This is a genomic window from Sulfurospirillum halorespirans DSM 13726 (assembly GCF_001723605.1).
GTDB lineage: Bacteria > Campylobacterota > Campylobacteria > Campylobacterales > Sulfurospirillaceae > Sulfurospirillum > Sulfurospirillum halorespirans.
This window is the reverse complement of the sequence record NZ_CP017111.1, coordinates 201,504-224,987: the sequence shown is the minus strand read 5'-3', so window position 1 is coordinate 224,987 and position 23,484 is coordinate 201,504. Positions and strand designations below refer to the sequence as shown.

Here is a 23,484-nt window from a genome sequence, read left to right as displayed (position 1 = left end):
CTTGCAAAATAAGTTTTGCAAGAACTCAAAGCACCAAAGGTGCGTGGGCATTCCGCCAAGGATTACCCAGTGTTAACGTAGTCTTTAGAGCTTTGCTTTAAAGACGTGTCCAGATTGAATTATAACTCAACTTTTCATACTAAAACTATCTTTAATTAATTTTTGGATAACATAGTAACTCTTTAGAAAACGACTTTTAAGAAGGTAAAACAATGGATAAAGCAAAATACATTTGGATGGATGGCAAACTCGTTGCATGGGACGATGCAAAAGTACATATTTTGACCCATACACTTCACTATGGCAACGGTGTTTTTGAAGGTACACGTGCGTACATGACAGAAAATGGTCTGGCAATTTTTAAGCTCAGAGAGCACACCAAACGTTTGCTCAATTCTGCTAAAATCACACGTATTAAAGCAACTTATTCACTTGAAGAACTCGAAGCTGCGCACATTGAAGTGCTAAGATCCAATAACTTTACGTCAAATGTTTATATTAGACCTCTCATCTATCTCGGATACGGCATTATGGGACTGAACCACGTTCAAGCACCTGTCAAAACAGCCATCGCAGCTTGGCAATGGGGAAGTTACCTCGGTGATGAAGGTTTAGAGAATGGCATTCGCGTTAAAATCTCTTCGTTTGCACGAAATCCTGTTAGTTCAACCATGGGTAAAGCCAAAGCTGCGGCAAACTACCTTAACTCACAAATGGCAAAATACGAAGCCTTAGAAGCTGGTTATGAAGAGGCCTTATTGCTCGATAAAGATGGCTTTATCGCCGAAGGTAGTGGCGAATGCTTTTTTATCGTGAGGGACGGTGTTTTAATTACACCACCAAACGACACTTCACTTGAAAGCATTACCCAAGCAACCGTGTTAGATCTTGCACGCGAAGCGGGTATTCCCATTGAGCGCAGACGCATTACACGTGATGAAGCGTACATTGCTGATGAGTCTTTCTTTACAGGTACGGCGGCTGAAGTCACACCGATCAAAGATATCGATAACTACATCATAGGCGATGGTAAACGAGGACCTGTTACCAAACAACTTCAAGATGCGTACTTTGATGTTGTCTACGGACGCAATCCAAAATACAAACACTTATTAACATTTATCTAAACAACTAAAGGAAAACTATGCCAGCAGATTTAAACGATTATTTTAAAAAGAAAAACGGTGGAGGAAGCGGAAACAGTGGTGGCGGTGACAATGACAATCGCACACCTTTTAATATCGAACCTCCCGATTTTTTGAAAAACCTTGGTAAAAAAGCAGGAATTATCTATGTGCTAATCGCTATCGTGGTTATTGCCGTTGTAGCAAAGCCTTTTGTGATTATTAACTCAGGTGAAATGGGTATCAAAGCCACCACCGGTAAATTTGAATCAACGCCTATGGACCCAGGTTTTCACCTTTTTATTCCTTTTATTCAACAAGTTTTTATTGTCGATACGAAAGTGCGCATTATGAACTACTCTTCCACCGAAGATTTGGGTGAAGTGATGCAAAGAGGCTCAGGCATTAAACGTAATGCTGCTATCTCCGTCCTTGATGCTAGAGGTCTTCCTGTTTCAATTGAACTCACCGTTCAATACAAGTTAGAGCCAACCACAGCACCTCAGACCATTGCAACATGGGGTATGTCATGGGAAGATAAGATCATCAATCCCGTCGTTCGCGATGTAACACGTGCCGTTATTGGTAAGTTTAACGCCGAGGAACTTCCTCAAAAGCGTAATGAAATTGCGGTTAACATTGAAGAAGGAATCCGTAAAGCGATTGATGCACAACCGGGTCAACCTGTTGAACTCTTGACAATGCAACTTCGTGAAATTGTTTTACCAGTGAAAATCAAAGAGCAAATCGAACGTGTTCAAGTAGCGAAACAAGAAGTCGAGCGAACACGTTATGAAGTTGAAATCGCCAATCAACAAGCCTTAAAACGTGCAGCTGAAGCAGAAGGTCAAGCTAAAGCGAGAGAAATTAACGCGCAAGGTCAAGCCAATGCGATTAAAATTGAAGCAGAAGCTGATGCGTACGCCAACAAAAAAATTAGTGACAGTATCTCAACACCTCTTTTGACACTTAGACAAATTGAAGTGCAAGGTAAGTTTAATGAAGCGCTTCGTGAAAATAAAGATGCAAAAATCTTCCTAACACCTGGTGGTGCAGTGCCAAACATTTGGGTTGATACTAAAGATAGTCAGAAAGCCGTTAGTATAAGCAAATGAGTTCAACACTTTTAAATTCCATCAACTGGGATGCCTCACCACTTCTTCCTGTCATTGCACAAGATGTCACGAGTGGTGAAGTGCTGATGCTCGCCTACATGAACCAAGAAGCACTTGCATTAACACTGCAAACGGGACTGGCTCACTACTATTCCAGAAGCCGCCAAAGCCTCTGGAAAAAGGGTGAAACCAGTGGGCATCTTCAACACGTTAAAGAGGCCTATTTGGATTGTGATAGCGATACCTTATTGCTCAAAGTGGTGCAAGAGGGTGTTGCGTGTCATACAGGGCGAATGTCGTGCTTTTTTAACCGTGTAGACGTTGATGAAACACCCAAAGAGCCAGAAATAAAGATCGAAGCGTATTCGATCACCGATAAAATTTACCATATCATTCAAGAGCGTAAACATGCTGATCCCAAAAGCTCTTATGTGGCATCACTGCTTCACAAAGGCGATAACAGCATTTTGAAAAAAGTAGTCGAAGAAGCGGGTGAATTTTGCTTTGCATGTAAAGATGGTGATAGTAAAGAGATTATCTACGAAGCGGCCGATCTTATGTTTCATGCCCTCGTAGCGTTAGGATCTAAAAACATTCATCCATCACTCATTTCCAAAGAGCTTGAGAGGCGCTTTGGTCTTAGTGGAATAGAGGAGAAAAATAGTCGCAATGAACATTGATGCCCTTAAATTATCACTATTGACCTATGTTAAACACTTTGGTCTTTATGATTATTTGGCATTTGGATGGCTGCTTTTTACCTTTTTAGCATTGATTATCTTGGCAAGTTTAATTGCCAAAAAATCCTCTGTTACCTCACTTTTTATGATTATTATTGCACTGATTCTTCTTGTGGTTTCACCTTTTTTTATCAAACTAAAACTAAGTGAAATCACACGAGCGACCACAACGGAAATCAGTCTGGTGAAAAAATTGACCTTTTCTGACTCTTTGATTGTTGAGGGATCCATTACTAACCATTCAACAAAAGATTTTTCACTCTGTTTAGTGCATACCTCTGTTTTCAAACAGACCGATGCACAAGGGATTAAAGCGTTCATTAACAGATTAAAACCGATCGCGAATCAGTCGATACTAGTAAAACAAACGCTGCTCAAAGAGGGTGTCATGGAATTCCAAAGTGTCTTCGATGATTTTGTCTACAGTAGTGATGTGAACGCATCACTTAGCGCAGAATGCTACTAAAGGAGTACAGATGACTTATTTTACCCTACTCCATTGGTTCGCTATGATTGTTATTTTCTTACTCCTAGCCTTGGCCATCGTACTGACCATTCGTAGCCATGATGGTAAATCTTCCCTCTATGCGCCTATTTTCACTGCATTTTTTATTGCAACTGTTTTTGCAGCCTTTGCTATTTATGGGCTTGATAAATACACTAAAATTGCACGACTTGAAAATATAGTACAGAAAAAAGTCCTAATCAATGAATCGTTTTCTATCTCAGGACAGATTCGCAATATTGGTAATTTTAAAATTGGAACATGTGTTTTGGAAGTCAAAATTTCCAATGAATCGTTTGAGCGAGCTGGCACAGAAGGCATAAGCTTTGTTCCAAAATCTGCGTTTGATAACCTGTTTAAGTGGGGAGAAGAGAGCCATAGCGTTGAGACAACGAAAGAGTTTGTGATTGCTGAGAATTTATATAAAGGCGAGATGCGCAACTTCACCGTCTTTATGCGCTATCCACCCTCTTATACAAAACCTTATACGCGCTACGAGCTTTTCTGCCACTAGCGCTATTAGAGTTCTTGCAGAACTCTTTACACGTCTTTAAAGCAAAGCTCTAAAGACTACGCTAACACTGGGTTTTGCAAGACGCAATGCCCACGCACCTTTGGTGCTTTTTCTTCTTGCAAAATGTATTTTGCAAGAAGTCTAATACATAAACCCTTCTTTTTTTAAGGCTTGGCGAATATTAAACATCTGCTGATGTTTGGTATAACACCAGTCAGGAGAGAGCAATGTTTCATCTTCAATACCTGCACTTACACGTTGTAACATCACCTCTTCTGGCAAAAGCTTGATCGCTTCAATCAACGTTTGAATGTAGCACTCCTCCGAGATAGGTAAAAACTCCCCTTTTTTAAAATCATTCGCCAAGGCTGTTCGTTTAACAACATACAAGGGATGAAATTTGAACGAGTGAACGCCAAGTCTAAGGGCAAACTTCACACTTTCCAACGCCATTTCAGGTGTTTCTCCAGGGAGTCCGAAGATAACATGCGCACACATTTTAAGTCCATACTGATGCGTTAAAGCAATGTATTTCTCAATATTACCACTATCATGCCCACGATTAATTCTTTTGAGTGTTTCGTCCGAAGAAGATTGAACACCATACTCTACCCAAATTTCATGCGATTTTGAAAGCTCTGCTAAGTAGGTAAGCACTTCTTCGTTAATGCTATCGGTACGTGTTCCAATGCTAAGCCCCACAACCCCTTCAAAACTAAGCGCTTTTGTATAGAGGGCTTGAAGTGTTGCAAGAGGGGCATAGGTGTTGGTAAAGGATTGAAAATAGATGATAAATTTTTGAGCGCCAAATTTTTTAGCCAGTACTTTTTTGGTCTTCTTATACTGTGCTTCCAACTGAACCAGTTGGAACTCTAAGTAGGGATTTTCTGAAGTTGGGCTCAGAAAAAATCGCTTGGGTTGATTGTGCTCTAAATTGGGGCTAAATGATTCATTTTCACAAAAAACACAGCCACCTCGCGCAACCGTACCATCAATGTTCGGACAGGTAAATCCAGAGATAGAGATGGGGATTTTATAGACTTTTTCCCCAAATTTTCTCTTAAAGTACCGCCCAGCGGTTAAAATCTCGCGCATTATTTAATAAAATAGTTTCCATCAAAGCTAACCAGTGAATAATTCATATCGTTGCCAATACTCTCTTTAAGCGCTTCAATACTTAAAAAAGCCAATGAATCCGCTTCAATATACTCTCTGACTTCTTCAACGGTTTTATTGGCACTAATAAGCTCTTTATAGCTTGGTGTATCAATGCCATACAAACACGGATGCTCAATCGTCGGAGCCGCGATGCGCATGTGCACTTCAGCAGCACCCGCACGTTTGAGTAATTTTACAATCTGACGTGACGTGGTACCTCTTACGATACTATCATCAATCACGACAATTTTTTTACCCTCTAAAATTTTATGAATCGGAGAGAGTTTGAGTTTCACTTTGAGGTCACGTACCGCTTGTGTAGGCTCGATAAACGTTCTTCCAACGTAATGATTTCGAACAATCGCCATTTCAAAAGGAATGCCACTGGCTTGTGCGTATCCTAGTGCCGCACTGACACCACTATCGGGAACGGGAATCACAAAGTCTGCTTCAACAGGAGCAAGTTCTGCGAGCTTCATACCCATTTTTTTGCGTGCGGCATAGACATTTTTACCTTCAATGACGCTATCAGGACGAGCGAAATAGATAAATTCAAAGGCGCAAATATGTGGATCGGGCTCAAAAAGTTGAATGCTCTCAAACTCTTCTTTACCGTGTTGAAAAATAACCATCTCACCAGGTCTGACATCTCTTACAAACTCAGCATCCACGAGATCAAGTGCGCAGGTCTCACTTGCGACAATGTAGCCGCCCTCTTTCATTTTACCAATCGATAATGGACGAACTCCGTAACGATCACGGATAGCAAACATTTTGGATCTACTTTGAATCAAAAGACAATACGCTCCCTTGATTACATGTAACGCTTCAATAATGCGATCTTTGAGTTTGCCTTGTTGGGAACGAGCGATAAGATGAATGATATTTTCCGTATCCATAGAAGATTGGAAAATAGCACCTTGCTCTACCAATTTACTTCGCACTTCATGTTTATTGATCAAATTTCCATTATGAACAATAGAAATATCGCCCAGTTTATAACTAGCCGCAACGGGTTGTGCGTCTCGGACAGAGTCACTTCCTGCTGTTGAATAACGGTTATGGCCGATCGCCATGTCGCCATGTAAGAACGAGAGTTTTTCTTCGTTAAAAACTTCGGTGACTAAACCATTGTCTTTAATCGTTCGGATTTTCTTGCCATCACTGGCACTGATACCTGTTGCTTCTTGCCCACGATGTTGCATCGCGAACAGAGCATAATAGGCTATCTTAGAAGCATGTTTTACATCAAATACACCAACAATTGCACACATAAGTTCATATCACCTTTTTTTAAAGACCTAAACAGTCACTAATTGTATAAAGACCATTTGGTTGATTGATGATCCACTTTGCGGCTTTGATAGCGCCTTTGGCAAAGGTATCACGACTGGTTGCCGTATGGTTCATCTCAATAAATTCACCATCATTGTAAAATCCTACTGTATGGCGCCCAACAATGTCACCACCACGAAGTGCCATTATAGCAATCTCATCTTTACTACGTTCACCAATAAGACCATTACGACCACTGACACGTACATCATCTAAATTAAGACCTCGTCCACGAGCAGCGTGCTCTCCAAGGGTTAATGCCGTACCACTAGGTGCATCTTTTTTAAAACGGTGGTGTTGCTCCACGATCTCAATGTCAAAATCACTCAGGCTTTTAGAAGCAAGCTCAACCAAACGGTTCAAAACCGCTACACCCAAAGACATATTAGTAGAGTAAAGAATAGGCATATTGTTCGCCGCTTCTTTTAAGAGATTTTGTTGATGTTCGTTAAGCCCTGTGGTGCCAATAACAAGAGGAGTAGGATGCTTCAGTGCATTTTCAAGCAGTGTTTCACACCCCATAGCAATGGTAAAGTCAATGACAACAGCACTTTTTTGTAAAAGTTCTACAACATCATCCGTTACGATTGCCTCTTTGGGAGGCGTAAAGTTAAAATCTTCCAGTGCATGCAAAACGTGTGGTCTTGCCTCTTTATCTTTTATGAGGTTTTCAATCAACAATCTGCCTACTCTACCGGTTGAGCCATGGATTCCAACATCTATCATTCGCGCGTTTCCTTCTTAATGGTTCACATATTCTAAAGCTTGAATACCTGCCGTTGCGCCATCACCTGCCGCACATACAACTTGTTTTGAAGCTTTAATTCTTAAATCGCCTGCCGCAAAAAGTCCTTTTACCGAGGTGTGCATGTTCAGATCAACAACCACATTGCCATTTTCATCCATATCGCATAAAAAACTACCGTCTTCTTGCTTTAAAATAGCATTGTTGACATTCATTCCAACAAAGACAAAGACACCAGGAACAGCAATATCACGCTCTTTTCCTTCAGCATCAACGACAATAATGCCATTCAATCCCGTTTTATCGCCATACGCTTTTTTAACCGTCACATTTAAAACAAGTTCAATTTTTGGATTATTTTTAACTTTTTCGATGGTACTTGGACTGGCTCTAAACGTATCACGTCTATGAATAAGATAGACTTTTGAGCAGATATGGGAGAGATAAAGCGCCTCTTCAAGGGCAGTGTCACCGCCACCTAGGGCTACAACTTCTTTGTTCTTGTAAAAAAAGCCATCGCATGTCGCGCAGGTGCTTACCCCTTTTCCAAAAAATTCGGCTTCACCTTCAAAATTGGCTTTTTTAGGCGTGCTTCCTGTGCAAATGATGACGCTTTTAGCCTGTTCACTTTTACCGCCTGATAGGGCTATTATAAACGTGCCATCTGCATTTTTTGAAATGCGGGAGACCTCTTCCATCGCATGTTTAAGACCAAAGCGCATACACTGTTCTGACCAAGGCGCCATAAAGTCTAAACCACTGAGTATTTCTGCACTGCCTGGATAATTTTCGATTTCACTACTGCTGGTGATTTGTCCGCCAGGAAGTCCTTTTTCAAACATCACTACATTTTTCAAACCACCGCGTGTTGCGTACAATCCAGCACTTAGACCTGCTGGGCCACCGCCAATAATTGCTAGATCTAACATAATTTTTCCTTATCTTTTTTTAGAGTGACCGAATGACACGTTGTATATATACTCGTACAAATCATGTTTATGGTTCAAAAGAGGTAACGTAGTCACGGAAGTCTAACGGCTTCCGTGCAAAATTTTAATTAAAGAAGTGAATTAACTTTGTCCGCTAAAACTTGTTTCGATGATGCACCAATCATTTGGTCTACTAACTCACCATTTTTAAAGAAAAGGATCGTAGGAATAGATCTAATACCATATTTAATCGCAACATCTTGCTCTTCATCCGTATTGACTTTACAAATTTTTGCTTTACCTTCAAAATCACCTGCTAATTCATCAATAACGGGAGCGATCATACGACAAGGTCCACACCAAGGTGCCCAAAAGTCTACTAGGGCTACGCCTTCTGCTACGGTACTATCAAAATTTGATGCATTCAACTCTAAATATTTTCCCATTTTTTTTCCCCTAAAACGTTATTTTATAGATGGTCAATTATACTCACTCTAACTTTAAAATTACCATAGTGGATAAAGTTATTTTTTTAGTAACTAATATTTTTTATTATTTCAATAGTTTCTGGCGTTACTAAAATAGCATCAATTTGATAATCATACGAATTGGGGTGCGTTAGCAAATAATACTGAATTGTTTTGATGATTTTTGCCATTTTAGAAGGGGTAATACGCGTGATAGGATCGTATTTGTGTGAAAATTTAACTTCGCAGAAATGAAGGGTATTCTCTTTACATGTAATAATATCGATTTCGCCAAATTTCGAGTGAAAATTTTGTACAAGGATCGTATGTCCCTCTTTTTTAAGGTAGGCAGAGGCCTTCTCTTCAGCCTCTTTTCCTACCTTTAAACTCATTTTACGCCTCGATACGGATCATTGCAGGTTTAAGCTCAACAAATTCCAACTGACTGAGCTCTTGGAGTGCTTTTTGAATATTGCTCTCTTTACATGTATGGGTTGAAAAGAGCAATACCGCACGCTCCTCTTTTTTCACATCTTGTTTTTGTAAAAAACTGCTGATAGAAATAGAGTGTTTTCCCAAAATTTCAGAGATTTTAGAGAGAACGCCAATTTTATCTTCGACCGTAACACGAATGTAATATTGTGTGCAAATATCATCCCTATTCATCAGCGTCAAACCACTTTTCTCAAGCGGTTTGATAAATCCAAGCATCGGTGAATTTTGCGTATGACGCGCGATGTCAATGAGGTCGGAAACAACCGCACTCGCCGTAGCGCTTCCACCAGCTCCTGGTCCGTAATACATCGTCTCGCCGACACGATCACCAATAACGCTAATGCCGTTCATCACGCCATCTACTTTGGCGATCATCTGCGTGATCGGCACAAGGGCAGGATGCACACGAAGCTCAACTTGATCGCCACTTTTCTTCGCAATCGTTAGCAGTTTGATGTTGTACCCAAACTCTTTGGCAAAGTAGATGTCTTCGCTGTTGATATGCTCAATGCCTTCGATCAAAATCTCTTCAGGCTTGACATCAATGCCATACGCAATGCTCGCTAAAATCAGCAGTTTATGCGCGGCATCAAATCCACCGACATCAAACGTTGGATCAGCTTCTGCATATCCTAGCGCTTGCGCTTCTCTTAAAACATCTGCAAATTCCGCTTTTTCATTCATCATTTTGGTCAAAATGAAATTACATGTACCATTCATGATGCCTTTAATCGCTTCAATATGGTTGGCACTTAAACCCTCGCGCAGTGCTTTAATAATCGGGATTCCACCCGCAACGCTAGCTTCATAGCCAATGGGTGTATCACCAGCAAGATCGCGTAATTCATAGCGGTGATACGCCAAAAGTGCTTTATTGGCGGTGACAACAGCTTTTTTATTTTTAAGCGCTCGGGTGACAATTTTATAGGCTTCATCCACGCCACCCATGAGTTCAACCACAACGTCGACTTCAGGATTGTCTAAAACATCATTAACATCGCTGCTCAAAGGGAGGTTAACATCCCTTTTTTTGGTTGTATCTTTGACGACACCGATAATAGGAATAATTTTTTTGCCACTGCGCGCTGTGATAATGTCTTCATTCTCTTGTAAAATTTTAACCACGTGGCTACCAACGGTTCCTACGCCTATAATTCCGACTCTGATCATTCTTTAACCTTCTAAACTCTTCAAATACTTCTTCACATTACGTGCAGCTTGGCGGATTCTGTTCTCATTTTCGATGAGCGCAATTCTCACATAACCATCGCCACTTTCGCCAAAACCAATACCAGGACTCACAGCAATTTTTGCCTCTTGAAGCAACTGTTTTGCAAACTCCATGCTGCCTAAATGTGCTGCCACTTTAGGAATTTTTGCCCAGACAAACATCGTTGATTGCGGTTTTTCCATCGGCCAGCCAGCATTGTTAAAGCTCTCGACTAAAACATCACGACGTTTTTGATACGTAGCGCGAATTTCATCCACACACTCTTGTGGACCATCGAGTGCTACCGTAGAAGCGACTTGAATCGGTGTAAACATACCATAGTCAAACCATGATTTGATTTTTTGAAGCGCACCCACAAGTTTTTTGTTACCCACAACAAAACCGACACGCCAGCCTGCCATATTGTAGCTTTTAGAGAGCGTATAACATTCAACCGCGACATCTTTAGCACCTTCAACTTGGAAAATGGAAGGTGTCTCGTAGCCATCAAAGGAGAGATCTGCATAGGCAATATCGCTGATAATGTAAAAGCGCTCTTCTTTAGCATACGCAACCAACTCTTCGTAAAAAGAGACATCGGTGGTCACACACGTTGGGTTATGAGGAAAGTTTACAACGACAAATTTTGGTTTTGGAGCTGATTCTTTAAATACTTTTTTGAGTTTTGTAAAAAATTGCTCTTTATCCAAGACATATTTTTCATCATAATCAAGGCTAAATTTATGAACATTTCCACCAGCAATCATAAACGCATACGCATGAATCGGATACGCAGGATCAGGCACAACAGCCACGTCACCTGGATTCATAATCGCTTGGGCTAAATGCACAAAACCCTCTTTACTTCCTAGGGTTGCAACCGCTTCAGTATTAGGATCAAGTGTAACACCGTATTTGCGTGCATACCAATTGCAAATTGCCAATCGTAATTTATAAATACCCTTGCTCACCGAATAGCCATGTGTGCCATCTTTTTGAGCAGATTCTACGAGTTTGTCAATAATATGCTGTGGGGTTCTTCCATCAGGATTGCCCATCGAAAAGTCGATAATATCATCCCCCGCATGACGTGCAGCAAGCTTTAGTTCATTAATTTCGGCAAAAACATACCCTGGTAATCTATCAATGGTATTAAATCTAATCTCATCAAACATCTTTATTTCTCCTATTACTCTTTTACATGTAAAGATAATCCATGTTTTATATTCTCAAGCATAAAAGCATCGCCAATTTTCAAATACGTGGCATTATTTGGAACTTTTAGCTTCAGCGTTCGTGTCGATTCTTCCGATTTTACATCACTGAGTAGATGCAAATTTTCATCAAAAAAGACAACATCGGGAAACCAACGATCACCTGAGTGAACGGTTATGGTGACCTCTCTCATATTTTTCACATCAATCCAATAAGGCTTCAAAGGCTTGCCTAAGGGTGTTGTAACACCACTTTCTACTTTTTTAGCGCCCAGATAAGCGTTACTTGAATCAATGTCATAAAACCAGTAATGGTCTTCATTTTTTACGATATTCGTTACAGTGCATCCTCTAGCCTCAAGGGCATTCGCGAAGGTTTCAGGATCGACGATATGCTCTGTTTGAAGGTAAATCTCCCATACAAAACCGGCACTATCGCGCAGTGCATTGTTCGTTAAAAAATAGTTATACCCCATCGCTTCAAGGGATTCATTCACAATTTTGAGAAAAATAAGCGGATCACTTTGTGTACGAAATGCCAAACGTAACTGAATGGGTCTATCGTATAAAAGTTGGAGCAACCCATTTTTTTTAAGCGTTGAAATCACTTTAACACTGTCCACTTCGCCATTGGGTTTTACAAACGTGCTATTTTGCGCAAAAAGGACTTGAATTAGGTTTTTTTGTGTTTCATATTTTGAAGCACCCACAAAACTTCGAATCTTTTCTTGAAGACTCTGCGCCCCAAATAAAGAGAGTGAAAGGATGAGAATAAGACATAGTTTTTTCACCAGTTTTTGCCTCGATTGAGTTCTATAAATTTCTCTTCAGAGATTTTTTTCATCACACCGTTTTCCACTAAAAAACGGGTTGATCCTTGTTCCGTAAAGTCTTCCACACTTCCATCGTAGGAGAGTTTGAAAAAGCCATTTCCTGTTTTGATGATTTGATTCTTACTTAAATCAATGGTAATATTTTGATCGTTGGTACTCTCTTTACGGCTAAAGGTTTCAAGATTAACAAGACCGATCCAAATGCGTTTCATTGGCATAATGATCGCATTGTTTTTGGGAACCGTGTTCACCAACGTTGTATTGGATTCGGGAAGCATTGGAAGCGGTATGCTTGAAGCATTGCTATCGTTTCCTTCTGCTTTACGTGCCAAATTTTCATCAATGCTGACTACAACAGCTTGTACCGTGCTATTGCTACTGTTGGTTTCAACTACACGCTCTTCCACTTTGACACCCAAAGATGTCGCTGCTTCTTGAACGATTGGAGCACTTTGAAACGCGCTGGTCTGATTGGTTTCAATTTTAGCTTTATCCAAAAGAGCCATAAGATCGATATTAATCTCACCTTTAAAAATAGAGACGACACCAAAGATACCTGCGATTAAAAAGATAAACAGAAAAAGCCATGCCCCTTTTTTAGAAGCACGATCGCTTTTAGCGCGAATAAAAATCTTATCTTTATGGGAATCCTCTTCCACACTGTGTTCAGCCCAGTAATCATAAAAGCCTTCAAGCCAATCGGTTAAGTCAAGCTTGAACTCTCTGGATAAGATTTTGACAAACCCTAAGGTATTGACTTGATTGAGCTTGTCATACTGATTGTTGATCATATATTCGAGTTGCTTGACTTCAATGTGGGTTCGTTTGCAAACCTCTTGTAGACCAACCTTTTCTAAGACCCTGATATCCTTATCCATTGGCAATCCTATCACACAGTACCGCAGCCGCAGCACTCACGTTTAAAGAGTCAAATGCTCTTGTCATTTTGATTGAAATAAGTGTATCCAATCGCTCTTTTACCTTAGGAGACAAACCCTTGCCTTCGCTTCCCATAATCAAAGCCCGTTTGGGTGCAAAGGTGACTTCTTTAACATCCACGCCACTCATGTCGGCGCCATAGAGTGTAAACCCTATTTGCTTGAGTTCATTGAGCATATCGCGTGTTGAAGGACAAAGTGCAATGGGCAATTCAAACGCTGCAGCACTGCTGGTACGCAAAATTGCTTCCAAGTTGCATGTTTTCATACCACTCAAAATCAAGCCATCCGCCCCAAAGGCATATGCACTGCGTACAATAGCACCAATATTCCCCACATCGGTGACTTCATCCAAAATGACCAAGAAAGAGCCATGCTTTATTTCATTAAATGAAGCAAGCTCAAAATCCTTAATCTCCGCAATAAAGCCTTGATGGTTTCCCCCATGACACAACGCTTGTGCTTTTCGCTCATCAATTGTGCAGATCTTTTGCGTGACACGCGCAATCTGAGAAAAGAGCTTAGGGTCACACTGCTTGGGCAAGAAGACCGTTTCAATCCTTGAAGGATAGTGATTTAACAGATGTAAAAAGAGTTGTTTTCCATAGATTATCATGGCAATTATTGTATCCAAACTGGCTTAAAATAATACTAGCTTGAATGTAAAATACCATTTTTAGGAGTTTACATGTAACAAAATAGGGACATTAATTTTGAAGTTTCGTATACCACTCTTTGATACTCTCTCCAGTGAGTTTGGAAAGGAGTTTGGCTTTTTGTTTCGGAGGAAGGTCAAGATCGATCAAATCTTCTTTGGTAATAGCTTCGCCACCGTGCTTTATTTCAGGCGTAATCACCACGACCCATTCGCCTTTGAGATTCGCTGTTTTTGATGCTTTTTGCACCTCAAGTGCGGTTCCAAAAAAACGTTTTTCATACAGCTTGGTTGCCTCTTTGATCGCAAATATCTGACGATTGGGGGCAAACTGAGCCAATTCTTCAATCAATTTTTCAATCCGATGAGGCGATTCATACACAATCACCGCGTACGGAGCGTTCAATACTTCAAACAGCTCGTTTTGACGGTCCATTCCTTTGTGCGATAAAAAGCCATAAAACAAAAATTGATGGGTTTTAATACCGCTGGTGACATACGCTAGCAAGGCAGCATTCGCACCGGGGAGGATCTCATACGCTAGGGCATTTGCTTGACAAAAACGTACCAACGCAGCGCCTGGATCGCTGATACCGGGCATGCCTGCATCACTGAGATAGCCTACATGCTCTTCAAAGATTTTTTTATCAATACTCGCTAAAACAGTCTCTTCGTTATGTGAATGCATGGAGATAAAATTTTGAATCTGAAAGGTTACGTTATGTCTTTGAGCAAGGAGGGAGAGAAGTCTTTTAGTGATTCTAGTGTCTTCGCAGAAAAGGGTTTTGCACTCCGTTAAAAGTTTAAGGCTTCTAACGGAGATGTCATCTAAATTTCCTATAGGGGTAGGAATGAAATAGATCAATGGGTTTAAGAACTATTTTAAGCTATATTTTTTCTTAAATTTCTCAACACGACCTGCAGCATCTACGATTTTCTCACTGCCCGTGAAAAATGGATGACATGAACTGCAAATATCAATTCTTAACTCGGCTTTGTTGGACATAGTCTCGAAACTATTTCCACATGCGCACGTTACAACACATGGTACATATTCTGGATGAATATCTTTTTTCATAATGCTTTTCCTTAATTGTTCATAAAAATAAAATCTATTATTTGGCACGTCTTGCCAAAGGGTGCAAATTATAGCACAAAAGATTCATTATTTCAAGTCATGCCAATATTTTGGAAGCCGCAGCCACTACTGCCGTTTCACTTCGTAAAATTGTGTTACATGTAAGACCCACAATCGGTTGAGTTTGAAGTAACAATCGCTCTTTTTGGCTAAATCCGCCCTCCGGTCCAACCAAGAGTGAACTAACCGCTTCATCGCCACGCAATTTTACCTCCGAAAAGTCCAAGACATGACTTTTCGGATACGCTTCTATGTAGGTTTGAAGAGAAGCAAACACTTCAATCTTCATCAATAAACTTCGCCCGCACTGCTGGGAAGAGTTAATCAAAATGCGCTTCATGCGCTCTAAGTCCAGTTTATGCCCTTTTTGCGAAAACTCGGCATAGACAAAACTGATTTTAGAAACACCGAGTTCATTCAACATCGGAAGTGTTTTTTCAATAATCTTGGGATCGATGATACTCCAACCTACATGTAAAACGTTTGAAGGCACCAAGGGCAACTCTTTTTGGGACACACGTGCGAGCTCTGCCTCTTTTTTACCAATCTGGGTAATTTCATACTCATACATAAAAGCATCTTCCAAATTTCGCCACGAAAGCTTCTCTCCCACGCTGATACGACGCACTTTAAAGAGATGTTCGTATTCCCTCGTATCTACTATGAGAAGTGGCTCGCCTGCACGGGGATGATAAACAAACTGCATTTAATGCACCGTATAAAAGAGCGCACTGGTGAGAACGAGTGCGAGTAAATCAAGACTATATTTTTTAATAGCATAGCGTTTGTAAGCGCTTTGAGACGCTTCGGTTCGCTCCAATCTTTTGTACATTTTATGCCCTCTGATGCCAAAAGCGACGATGCCAATCCAAACGACAATCATCACCCACACCGAAAGCGAAAAGGTAAATTGACGCACTGCCATGACGATAATACCGGTGAAAAAGATGGCGGAGAGCACGATGTAGTATTGAGGAGCAATGAGTTCAAGTCTTTTGGAGAGTTTAAGAAATGTTTTGTCACTTTTGAGCAAATAGAGATTGAGTGCGATCAGTACGACTAAAAGGATGATGAAAACCAAATGCAGTTGACTCGATAATTGGATCAGTTCTTCCATAATGAAAAATCCTTCAAAAAAATAATCTCAGATTTTACCCATTTTAGTATAATAGTACCCATAAATCACAAGGTTAAACCATGCCTATTTCGTACCAAGAAGCGCTTCAGATTATTCAAACACAAATTCAACCTTTACATGTAAACCAAACATTGCCTCTTTTAAAAGCGATTAACCGTATTTCCAGTAGCGATGTTTACGCCAAATTTGCACTACCCAAACACCCAATGAGCCTCAAAGAAGGCTATGGCATCGCATTTGAGCTACATACCATGACTTACACACTGTTAAATCCACCCTATCCTACGCCCATTCCTTTGGGGTACGGTGTTAGGCTTTCCACGGGGGAGAGTATTCCCGAAGGTGCCGATACGATTATTGCGGAAGAAGATGTCCTTCTTGACCAAAATGAGTGCATCAAAATTCCTTTACATGTAAGCCAATCTCAACACATCAAAAAAGAGGGTGAAGACATTGCTAAAGGCGAATTACTGCTGAAAAAATATGAGCGTATCAGTGCGCAAAAAATCACAGCCCTCTCAGCCCAAGGCATTGCTAAAGTCCAAGCGGTACAAAAGCCAACGGTAAGTATTTTGAGCATTGGCTCTCAACTCGCCTCAGGTGAAATCCACAACTCCAATGCGATGAGTTTAGCCGCACGGGTCGTCGAATTAGGGGGGAAAGTTGGTGAGATTGTTATTTGCGAAGAGGATGATGCTACGATTTTAAAGGCATTGCAAGAATTCGTTGGCAAAGCAGATTGCGTCATTACAACAGGAGCACTGAGTCGTCACGATGCGATGCGCCATCTCTTGGAGACCAAAGCACTTCAACCTCTTTTTCACCAAGTCCGCATTACGCCTGCCAAACCAAGTGCACTAACGCTTTTTGAAAACACACCTATTTTACATCTTCCTGGGCTTCCATTGGGGTGCATGTTGGGATTTGAGATGTTGGGCGTTCCACTGCTTCGACACCTGCAACATCGACCGTGCATTATTCCTGATTTTATCACCTGCATCAACCAAAAACGCCTTACATGTAAAGATAATTCGATGAGTGCGATTCCAGGCTACAGCGATGGAAGACACTTTGTCTGCGCTCCCTATTACGAGGCAGGACGGCTTAATATCCTCAGTCAGTGCAATGGGTATACCTTAAGCGAAGGCAAAGAGAGTATCGAAGAAGGCGAAGAGATCCCCTTCTTCTACTTTACTCACCCACCCGTTTCGTAAAAGGCGCGCGAAGAGGTCTCATTTTGATCATCATCGCTCCATTTATTCTTTTCAGGTTTATTGCGTAACACCTCTTTTAAAACCTCAGCCGCTGCGGCAACATCGCCTTTATGCACCGCGTCTTTGATGCTCATCGCTTCATCAAAATAAAGACAGGGAATGAGCATGCCCTCAGCGGTGAGGCGAATGCGGTTACAATCCTCACAAAAATCGTGCTTATGCGGATCAATAATACCAAAAACATACCCATCATCCAGCTCAAAAAGATGCGCAGGACTTGGTCCCACACGACCAATGGCTTTAAAATGGTATCGTTGCGCGATCAGTGCTTGCACCTCATCGCCACTCAAACCTTTGAGTTGCTCTTTGGCATGGGTATTTTCCATGTATTCGATAAAGCGAATCGACATACCACGAGCTTTCGCATATTCGAGCACATCCAAAACCTCATCAGCGTTAATGCCTTTAATGGGCACCATGTTAATTTTAACATTGAGTCCCACTTTGAGTGCTTCTTCAATGCCGGCTTGCACTTTAGCTAAGACATCTTTTTGCGCCATTTTGCTGGCGACCTCAGGCTTTAGGCTATCCAATGAGATATTAACGCGTTGAAGTCCAGCATTTTTGAGTTTTTGCGCCGCATCTTTGAGTAAAAAACCGTTGGTCGTGAGCGCTAAATCCAATCCACTCTTGTGCTGATTGATCATGGCGATAAATTTATCTAAATCGGTTCTTAAAAGAGGCTCGCCTCCAGTGATTCTGATCTTGGTGATCCCCTCATCAATGGCAACTTTTACAAATAAAAAAAGTTCTTCAAAGCTCAGTAAATTCTCTTTAGGCACCCATGAAAAGGGCTTTTCAGGCATACAATACTGACACCTAAAATTACACCTCTCCGTTACGGAAACCCTTAAATAAGTGACGTTTCTTCCAAATCCATCCACTAACATTTTTGTTCCTTGTTACTTTAATGCGGAGGTCATTATACATAAATATCCACAATATAGATTGCAAAAGTGATTCTCAGAACTTACAAGCTATTTCTAAAAATTTTTGAGCTAGAATGTGACATTTTTTAGCTTTATAAGGAGTATTAGGTATGCAAAAACCCGTTCCAAATAACAAGGAACATACGGTCAGTGCTGATGCGTTTTTAGTTTCTAAAACCGATACCCATGGCAAAGTCACTTACTGCAATGAACCTTTCATCAAAATCGTAGGTGCGAGCGAGCAAGAAATTCTTGGTAAACCTCACAGTATTATTCGTCATCCTGACATGCCTCGCATTATTTTTAAACTCTTATGGGATCATGTCAAAAATAAAGAGGAGATTTTTGCGTATGTTAAAAATCTCAGTTTTGATGGAGGCTGTTACTGGGTGTATGCCAATGTCACCGCTTCAACCGATCAAGCAGGCAACATTATCGGCTACTACTCCGTCAGGCGCAAAGCCAATCCTAAAGCGTTAGAGATTATTAAACCCTTGTACGCCAAATTACTCGAACTGGAAAAAACAGGCGGAATGGACGCTTCACTAGCGTACATTACCGACCTACTCACTCAAAAAGGAGTCAGCTATGCAGAGCTTTCTAACACGCTTCAACGACTCTAAACTGACTTTTTTTGCCCTTTTCGTTCTCGTGGCGTGTGGAAGTTACTTTGCAGGCTATACCGACACGATGGCGACGTCTGGATTGCTTCTGGGTGTCGGTGTCGGCTCCTTTTTTGGAAGCCGTAAGACCATGCAGTGTGATGTTGACATCTATGAAAAAGTGCTCAATGTGGTCAAAGAGGCGGCGAAAGGTAACCTAGAGCCTCGCGTCGTTAATGTCAATCCCAAACAACCTATGAGCGAAGTGGCGTACGCCATCAACGATCTGTTAGACCAAATGGAAGCATTGATGCGAGAGACAAAAACCTCTATCGAATCAGCCAGTCAAGGCAAAACGTATCGCAATATCTTTAACGAAGGCTTTCGTGGACTCTTTGCAATTAATGCACGCTATCTCTCAGAAGGAGTTACTGGTATTTCAGAAGGGCAAAAAGGAAAAGCCAGAGGCATGCTCTCTTCTGCATTTTCAGACCTTGGCAATGGAAATAACGGTGTGATTAACATCCAACAAGACCTCTCCAACAGTATTCAAGAGATGTCGCAAATCACTGAAGTTTCCAATATGACCGCTGAAAAATCCAATGATAGTTTAGAAACCGTCATCGAACTCTCTTCAGGTATTCAAGAACTCTTAGAACTTTTAGCCAGCACCAATGAGGCAATTACCTCCCTGAGTGAACGCACTTCGGAAATCTCTTCTGTGGCAAATCTCATTAAAGACATCGCCGATCAAACCAATTTACTAGCCCTCAATGCCGCCATTGAAGCAGCACGTGCAGGCGAACACGGACGTGGCTTTGCTGTTGTTGCGGATGAAGTGCGAAAGCTTGCTGAACGCACCCAAAAAGCAACGCAAGAGATCGCCATGACGATTCAAACCTTGCAACAAGAGACCAATGGCATTCACTCCAATTCGGATCGTATTAGCGTTATTGCCAACACGAGCGGGCAAAATGTCATTCACTTTGAAGATGCGCTGCGTGCCTTTAATAAAGATGCTAATGCTACAGCAGACATCTCGTATAAACTTGAAAATAAAATCTTTACGATTTTGGCGAAGATCGATCATGTTGTCTACAAAACCAATGCTTACTCTGCCGTTCTCAATGAAAAACCCGATACAGCATTTTCAGACCATGAGACATGTAGGCTTGGAAAGTGGTACAAAGAGCCTACGACTCAACAGCGCTTTGGCAGTACCAAATCGTATCCGATGCTTCATGAACCTCACAAAGCAGTGCATCACGCTGTGCTTGAAAATATGCAACTGCTTAAAAATGGGTATACGAGTGAGACGATTTCACACTTCATTAACAATTTTAAAAAGATGGAAGATGCGAGTACCAGCCTCTTTACTCTTTTAGATTCGATGATACAAGAATCTTCTTCAGAGTGCCGTGCTACGAAGAAATAAGTGCTTAAGACGGCTTTACATGTAAAGCCGTCTTAGATTATTTTAAATTTGCCAATTTCAACACAAGATCAACTTCACCAATGCCAATACGTAAATCTTTGGCAATCTCGGCTTCGCTTCTGCCTTTCGCGTACTGAGAAACGATCACTTTTTCATTCGAGCTTGAAGGCGAAGAGGAGGCAAATCCCATCTCTTTGGTACGGCTCTCCAAGCGATCAATGCGACCACTTTGCTCATCTCTGAAATTTTGCATAATTTTTTCAACATCTTGGAGGGAAGCCACCAGTGGAAACACGCTTTGATGGATCTCCTCTTTTACACTTCCAAGTATCTTACTCTCCAACGCCTTAGCATCCAAGGCAGGCTCTTTAGAGGCGGAGGTGAGTTCGTTTAATGTCTTATTGAGCACATGATTTTGGTAGTTCAGCTCTTCGATACTTTTCTCATAAATCATCAGTTTTTTATTGACCTCGATATCGCGAATATAAACCATTAAAAAAATGATCACCACAAGGGCTGCTAATGCTATAAAGGCGAGGGTTTCAATACTCACTTTGATTTCCTTTCATTTGACGTATCATCACACGCTCACATGCTACCATATACGCGTTCCAATCGTTCTCATCGTCTTCGTGCATCATCACAATTTTACCGATGCTCTGCGTGTGCGCTTCAAAAAAAATGGGAATCTGACGCCTTGGAAACGTTGGCATATCGATGCGTGCATAATAGCTCTCGTTTAATTTTAAAACATCGCTATCAAACTCAATGTACCCATGCCCAATCGCTTTGAGATTTCCTTGCATCGCTAAAGGCACATACAACGGTGTGTCACTGGTCGACAGATGCGTCAATTTATCGATTTTGCGGTGCAGTTCAATCAACAGTGTTAAAAGTACCTGATCGCTCGCTTCGGCTTCTTTGCGAATTTTGGAAGATTTGAGCCAAAGGCCTAACGGGTCGTCATTGATTTGCAAAAGTGTGTAATACTCTTGTATCAACGGTGAATTTTCCACATCACTTGGCTCAAAGGCGATCTTTAAAAAAGCGGTCACGAAACGAATGGTTTCCATGGTTAGATCCTATCTAAAAAGATCAAGGCAAAAAAGATGATTCCCAAATAGCCATTGAGCGTGAAAAAAGCGCGATCAATTTTGGAAAAATCTTTGAGCACAATGCGGTGTTCAAAAAAGAGCACAATCGCAGAGACTAAAACACCCACATACGCCAAAAATCCAAGATCAGCGCTGAGCACAAATAGAAACCAAAACAGTACCGTTTGGGCATGAAACAGCCGTGAGATAAAAAAAGTCGCCTCTTGACCAAAGCGCGAAGGAATCGAGAAAAGTCCATTGGCTTTATCATACTCCATATCTTGCAAGGAGTAAAGCAGATCAAACCCTGCCACCCAGTACATCACCCCAATGGAGAGTAAAATCGACCACAACGGAATGGATTCTTGAATCGCTACAACGCCCGCAATAGGTGCCAATCCAAGCGAAACCCCAAGTACCAAATGTGCATACGGTGAAAAACGTTTAAACAGGGAATAACCACCCAAAATAATCAAAATTGGAATGCTGAGATAAAAAGCAAGATCATTAATAAGATACGCGACGACAATAAAAACAATAGCATTGAGCGCAATAAAAAGCTGCATATTGAACGTACCAATGCGTCCATCGACACTCGGGCGATTGGCGGTTCGTGGATTGTACTTATCAATATCGCGATCGGCATAGCGGTTAAATGCCATCGCAAAATTACGCGCACTTACAGCGGCTAAAAGTCCAAAAATTAACAGTTTAAATCCAAACCAGACGGTACCACTTTGCGCTTTGGAGGAGACAATCATCGCCACGAAAATAAAAGGGAGTGCGAAAACGGAGTGTTTAAAGACGATCAAATCACTAATATCTTTGAGTTTGAGCCAGAGTTGTTGCAATACTAACCTTTACGTTTAAGATGGCTTGATTTTACAACAAAACCCTTTAAAAGTGTTATAATTGCACGCATAGCACCGCTAAAAGGCGCAAAAGTACAACGGTACTCAAACTTACATGTAAGAGAAACTCATTGAAAACCATCGCTATTTTAGGACCAACGGCTTCAGGTAAAACAGCACTTTCCATCGAATTAGCACTGAAGTATAACGCACATATTGTATCGCTTGATTCGCTCAGCATCTATAAAGAGATCAATATTGCTTCTGCAAAACCCACCCTTGAGGAGCGACAAGGCATAAAGCATTTTGGGATGGATGTTCTTTTGCCCAGCGAGCATTTTGATGTCACGATGTTTTTTGACCTCTTTAAAGAAGCCGAGCAAGAAGCCCTGCGTGAGGGGAAAAACCTGATCATCGTAGGTGGTACAGGTTTTTACCTCAAAGCGATGATGGAAGGACTCAGTACCAAACCAGAAATATCTTTACATGTAAAAGAAAAAATTGAGCAACACTTGTTGGATTTAGAGGCATCGTATGCACTCATAAACGCGCAAGATGAGGCTTTTGCGAGTAAAATTGCGTCCAATGATCGTTACCGCATCGAAAAATGGTTAGAGATCTTTTTCACGACAGGGGAAATCCCCTCAGCCTATCTTTTGCATGCCAAACAAGCGCCTCTCATTAAAGAGGTTGCCCTGTTTGAAATTGATACGCCACGAGAAATTCTTGCGCAAAGAATTGCACTGCGCACGCAGAACATGCTCACACAAGGTTTGGTGGATGAAGTCTTTGGACTGGAAAAACGGTACAGCAGAGCGCCGCAATGTATGAAAGCGATTGGCATCAAAGAGGTATTGGATTATTTCGATGGTAAATTGACGTTTAATGCTCTTAGCGAGCGCATTAGTTTCAATACGATTCATTTATCCAAGCGCCAACGCACGTTCAATGCTTCGCAATTTCCACCGCACCCAAAAGGCGATGTGAATAATCTTTTTGGCGCTATTGAAGCACATTTCAAATCTTAACAACGATAAAGGTAATCT

General features: G+C 41.2%; 28 protein-coding genes. 9 read left to right on the top strand and 19 right to left on the bottom strand.

Going from position 1 to position 23,484, the window contains the following annotated elements; translation table 11 throughout:
• Positions 1 to 212 precede the first annotated feature (212 nt).
• Genes SHALO_RS01140 through SHALO_RS01120 form a run of 5 tightly spaced genes read left to right on the top strand, consistent with a single transcriptional unit; the run spans position 213 to position 3,998 of the window.
• Positions 213 to 1,127, top strand: coding sequence for a branched-chain amino acid transaminase (locus SHALO_RS01140; RefSeq protein ID WP_069477006.1), 915 nt, complete (start codon positions 213 to 215; stop codon positions 1,125 to 1,127).
• 17 nt (positions 1,128 to 1,144) lie between these two features.
• Positions 1,145 to 2,239 carry a prohibitin family protein gene (locus SHALO_RS01135; RefSeq protein WP_069477005.1) on the top strand — a complete coding sequence of 365 codons (1,095 nt, stop codon included), beginning with the start codon at positions 1,145 to 1,147 and terminating at the stop codon, positions 2,237 to 2,239.
• Entirely contained in the window at positions 2,236 to 2,919 is a 684-nt protein-coding gene (gene hisIE / locus SHALO_RS01130) for a bifunctional phosphoribosyl-AMP cyclohydrolase/phosphoribosyl-ATP diphosphatase HisIE (protein WP_069477004.1), read from the top strand. Before SHALO_RS01135 ends, hisIE begins: the two co-directional genes overlap by 4 nt.
• A complete protein-coding gene (locus tag SHALO_RS01125) occupies positions 2,909 to 3,445 on the top strand; it encodes a DUF2393 family protein (RefSeq protein ID WP_069477003.1) in 537 nt (178 codons plus the stop codon). Before hisIE ends, SHALO_RS01125 begins: the two co-directional genes overlap by 11 nt.
• Before the next feature lie 10 nt (positions 3,446 to 3,455).
• A complete protein-coding gene (locus SHALO_RS01120; protein WP_069477002.1) occupies positions 3,456 to 3,998 on the top strand; it encodes a DUF2393 family protein in 543 nt (180 codons plus the stop codon).
• Positions 3,999 to 4,139: 141 nt separating this feature from the next.
• Here SHALO_RS01120 and mnmL read toward each other — a convergent pair whose 3' ends face one another.
• The 15 genes from mnmL to SHALO_RS01045 all read right to left on the bottom strand — a co-directional run bounded on the left by mnmL (position 4,140) and on the right by SHALO_RS01045 (position 16,232).
• Positions 4,140 to 5,093 (bottom strand): tRNA modification radical SAM protein MnmL/YtqA, encoded by a 954-nt coding sequence (mnmL, locus tag SHALO_RS01115; protein WP_069477001.1) that lies wholly within the window; start codon positions 5,091 to 5,093, stop codon positions 4,140 to 4,142.
• Positions 5,093 to 6,430 (bottom strand): amidophosphoribosyltransferase, encoded by a 1,338-nt coding sequence (gene purF / locus SHALO_RS01110; protein ID WP_069477000.1) that lies wholly within the window; start codon positions 6,428 to 6,430, stop codon positions 5,093 to 5,095. Before purF ends, mnmL begins: the two co-directional genes overlap by 1 nt.
• A 19-nt stretch (positions 6,431 to 6,449) precedes the next feature.
• Positions 6,450 to 7,217 (bottom strand): 4-hydroxy-tetrahydrodipicolinate reductase, encoded by a 768-nt coding sequence (gene dapB / locus SHALO_RS01105; protein WP_069476999.1) that lies wholly within the window; start codon positions 7,215 to 7,217, stop codon positions 6,450 to 6,452.
• Positions 7,218 to 7,232: 15 nt separating this feature from the next.
• Positions 7,233 to 8,165, bottom strand: a complete 933-nt coding sequence (trxB, locus tag SHALO_RS01100; RefSeq protein WP_069476998.1) for a thioredoxin-disulfide reductase — start codon at positions 8,163 to 8,165, stop codon at positions 7,233 to 7,235.
• Between the two features lie 128 nt (positions 8,166 to 8,293).
• Positions 8,294 to 8,611 carry a thioredoxin gene (gene trxA / locus SHALO_RS01095; RefSeq protein ID WP_025343435.1) on the bottom strand — a complete coding sequence of 106 codons (318 nt, stop codon included), beginning with the start codon at positions 8,609 to 8,611 and terminating at the stop codon, positions 8,294 to 8,296.
• 86 nt (positions 8,612 to 8,697) lie between these two features.
• Positions 8,698 to 9,024, bottom strand: coding sequence for a YraN family protein (locus SHALO_RS01090; protein ID WP_069476997.1), 327 nt, complete (start codon positions 9,022 to 9,024; stop codon positions 8,698 to 8,700).
• 1 nt (position 9,025) lies between these two features.
• Positions 9,026 to 10,297 (bottom strand): homoserine dehydrogenase, encoded by a 1,272-nt coding sequence (locus SHALO_RS01085; RefSeq protein ID WP_069476996.1) that lies wholly within the window; start codon positions 10,295 to 10,297, stop codon positions 9,026 to 9,028.
• A gap of 3 nt (positions 10,298 to 10,300) precedes the next feature.
• Positions 10,301 to 11,512 carry an LL-diaminopimelate aminotransferase gene (locus SHALO_RS01080; protein WP_069476995.1) on the bottom strand — a complete coding sequence of 404 codons (1,212 nt, stop codon included), beginning with the start codon at positions 11,510 to 11,512 and terminating at the stop codon, positions 10,301 to 10,303.
• A gap of 14 nt (positions 11,513 to 11,526) precedes the next feature.
• Positions 11,527 to 12,342, bottom strand: a complete 816-nt coding sequence (locus tag SHALO_RS01075) for a hypothetical protein (RefSeq protein WP_069476994.1) — start codon at positions 12,340 to 12,342, stop codon at positions 11,527 to 11,529.
• A complete protein-coding gene (locus tag SHALO_RS01070) occupies positions 12,339 to 13,262 on the bottom strand; it encodes a hypothetical protein (RefSeq protein WP_069476993.1) in 924 nt (307 codons plus the stop codon). Before SHALO_RS01070 ends, SHALO_RS01075 begins: the two co-directional genes overlap by 4 nt.
• Entirely contained in the window at positions 13,255 to 13,938 is a 684-nt protein-coding gene (gene rlmB / locus SHALO_RS01065; protein ID WP_025343429.1) for a 23S rRNA (guanosine(2251)-2'-O)-methyltransferase RlmB, read from the bottom strand. Before rlmB ends, SHALO_RS01070 begins: the two co-directional genes overlap by 8 nt.
• A 91-nt stretch (positions 13,939 to 14,029) precedes the next feature.
• Entirely contained in the window at positions 14,030 to 14,842 is an 813-nt protein-coding gene (gene rsmI, locus SHALO_RS01060) for a 16S rRNA (cytidine(1402)-2'-O)-methyltransferase (RefSeq protein WP_069476992.1), read from the bottom strand.
• Between the two features lie 12 nt (positions 14,843 to 14,854).
• Entirely contained in the window at positions 14,855 to 15,055 is a 201-nt protein-coding gene (gene rpmE / locus SHALO_RS01055) for a 50S ribosomal protein L31 (protein ID WP_025343427.1), read from the bottom strand.
• Positions 15,056 to 15,152: 97 nt separating this feature from the next.
• Positions 15,153 to 15,821: a 16S rRNA (uracil(1498)-N(3))-methyltransferase gene (locus tag SHALO_RS01050; protein WP_069476991.1), complete on the bottom strand. Its 669-nt coding sequence runs from the start codon at positions 15,819 to 15,821 to the stop codon at positions 15,153 to 15,155.
• Positions 15,822 to 16,232, bottom strand: a complete 411-nt coding sequence (locus tag SHALO_RS01045) for a hypothetical protein (protein WP_069476990.1) — start codon at positions 16,230 to 16,232, stop codon at positions 15,822 to 15,824.
• A gap of 80 nt (positions 16,233 to 16,312) precedes the next feature.
• Between SHALO_RS01045 and SHALO_RS01040 the strand changes: the two genes are divergently transcribed.
• Complete coding sequence (locus SHALO_RS01040; RefSeq protein WP_069476989.1) at positions 16,313 to 17,467, top strand: molybdopterin molybdotransferase MoeA; 1,155 nt, start codon at positions 16,313 to 16,315, stop codon at positions 17,465 to 17,467.
• Here the strand turns inward: SHALO_RS01040 and moaA are convergent.
• The gene (gene moaA / locus SHALO_RS01035; RefSeq protein WP_069476988.1) at positions 17,449 to 18,417 is read right to left on the bottom strand and encodes a GTP 3',8-cyclase MoaA; all 969 of its coding nucleotides are present in this window, start codon (positions 18,415 to 18,417) and stop codon (positions 17,449 to 17,451) included. The two genes, SHALO_RS01040 and moaA, sit on opposite strands and share 19 nt — an antisense overlap.
• A 149-nt stretch (positions 18,418 to 18,566) precedes the next feature.
• Here moaA and SHALO_RS01030 point away from each other — a divergent pair, with 149 nt between their 5' ends.
• Positions 18,567 to 19,079 carry a PAS domain-containing protein gene (locus SHALO_RS01030; protein ID WP_069476987.1) on the top strand — a complete coding sequence of 171 codons (513 nt, stop codon included), beginning with the start codon at positions 18,567 to 18,569 and terminating at the stop codon, positions 19,077 to 19,079.
• Positions 19,045 to 20,493, top strand: coding sequence for a methyl-accepting chemotaxis protein (locus tag SHALO_RS15665; RefSeq protein ID WP_084010636.1), 1,449 nt, complete (start codon positions 19,045 to 19,047; stop codon positions 20,491 to 20,493). Before SHALO_RS01030 ends, SHALO_RS15665 begins: the two co-directional genes overlap by 35 nt.
• Positions 20,494 to 20,530: 37 nt before the next feature.
• On the opposite strand, the gene SHALO_RS01020 is transcribed toward SHALO_RS15665, so the two are convergent.
• The 3 genes from SHALO_RS01020 to mqnP are packed head-to-tail and all read right to left on the bottom strand — an operon-like array spanning position 20,531 to position 22,438.
• A complete protein-coding gene (locus tag SHALO_RS01020; protein WP_025343420.1) occupies positions 20,531 to 21,046 on the bottom strand; it encodes a DUF6115 domain-containing protein in 516 nt (171 codons plus the stop codon).
• Positions 21,036 to 21,566, bottom strand: a complete 531-nt coding sequence (locus tag SHALO_RS01015; protein WP_069476986.1) for a hypothetical protein — start codon at positions 21,564 to 21,566, stop codon at positions 21,036 to 21,038. The genes SHALO_RS01020 and SHALO_RS01015 overlap by 11 nt, the downstream gene beginning before the upstream one ends.
• A gap of 2 nt (positions 21,567 to 21,568) precedes the next feature.
• Positions 21,569 to 22,438: a menaquinone biosynthesis prenyltransferase MqnP gene (gene mqnP, locus SHALO_RS01010; RefSeq protein WP_069476985.1), complete on the bottom strand. Its 870-nt coding sequence runs from the start codon at positions 22,436 to 22,438 to the stop codon at positions 21,569 to 21,571.
• Positions 22,439 to 22,569: 131 nt separating this feature from the next.
• Between mqnP and miaA the strand changes: the two genes are divergently transcribed.
• A complete protein-coding gene (miaA, locus tag SHALO_RS01005; RefSeq protein ID WP_069476984.1) occupies positions 22,570 to 23,466 on the top strand; it encodes a tRNA (adenosine(37)-N6)-dimethylallyltransferase MiaA in 897 nt (298 codons plus the stop codon).
• The last annotated feature ends 18 nt before the right edge of the window (positions 23,467 to 23,484 follow it).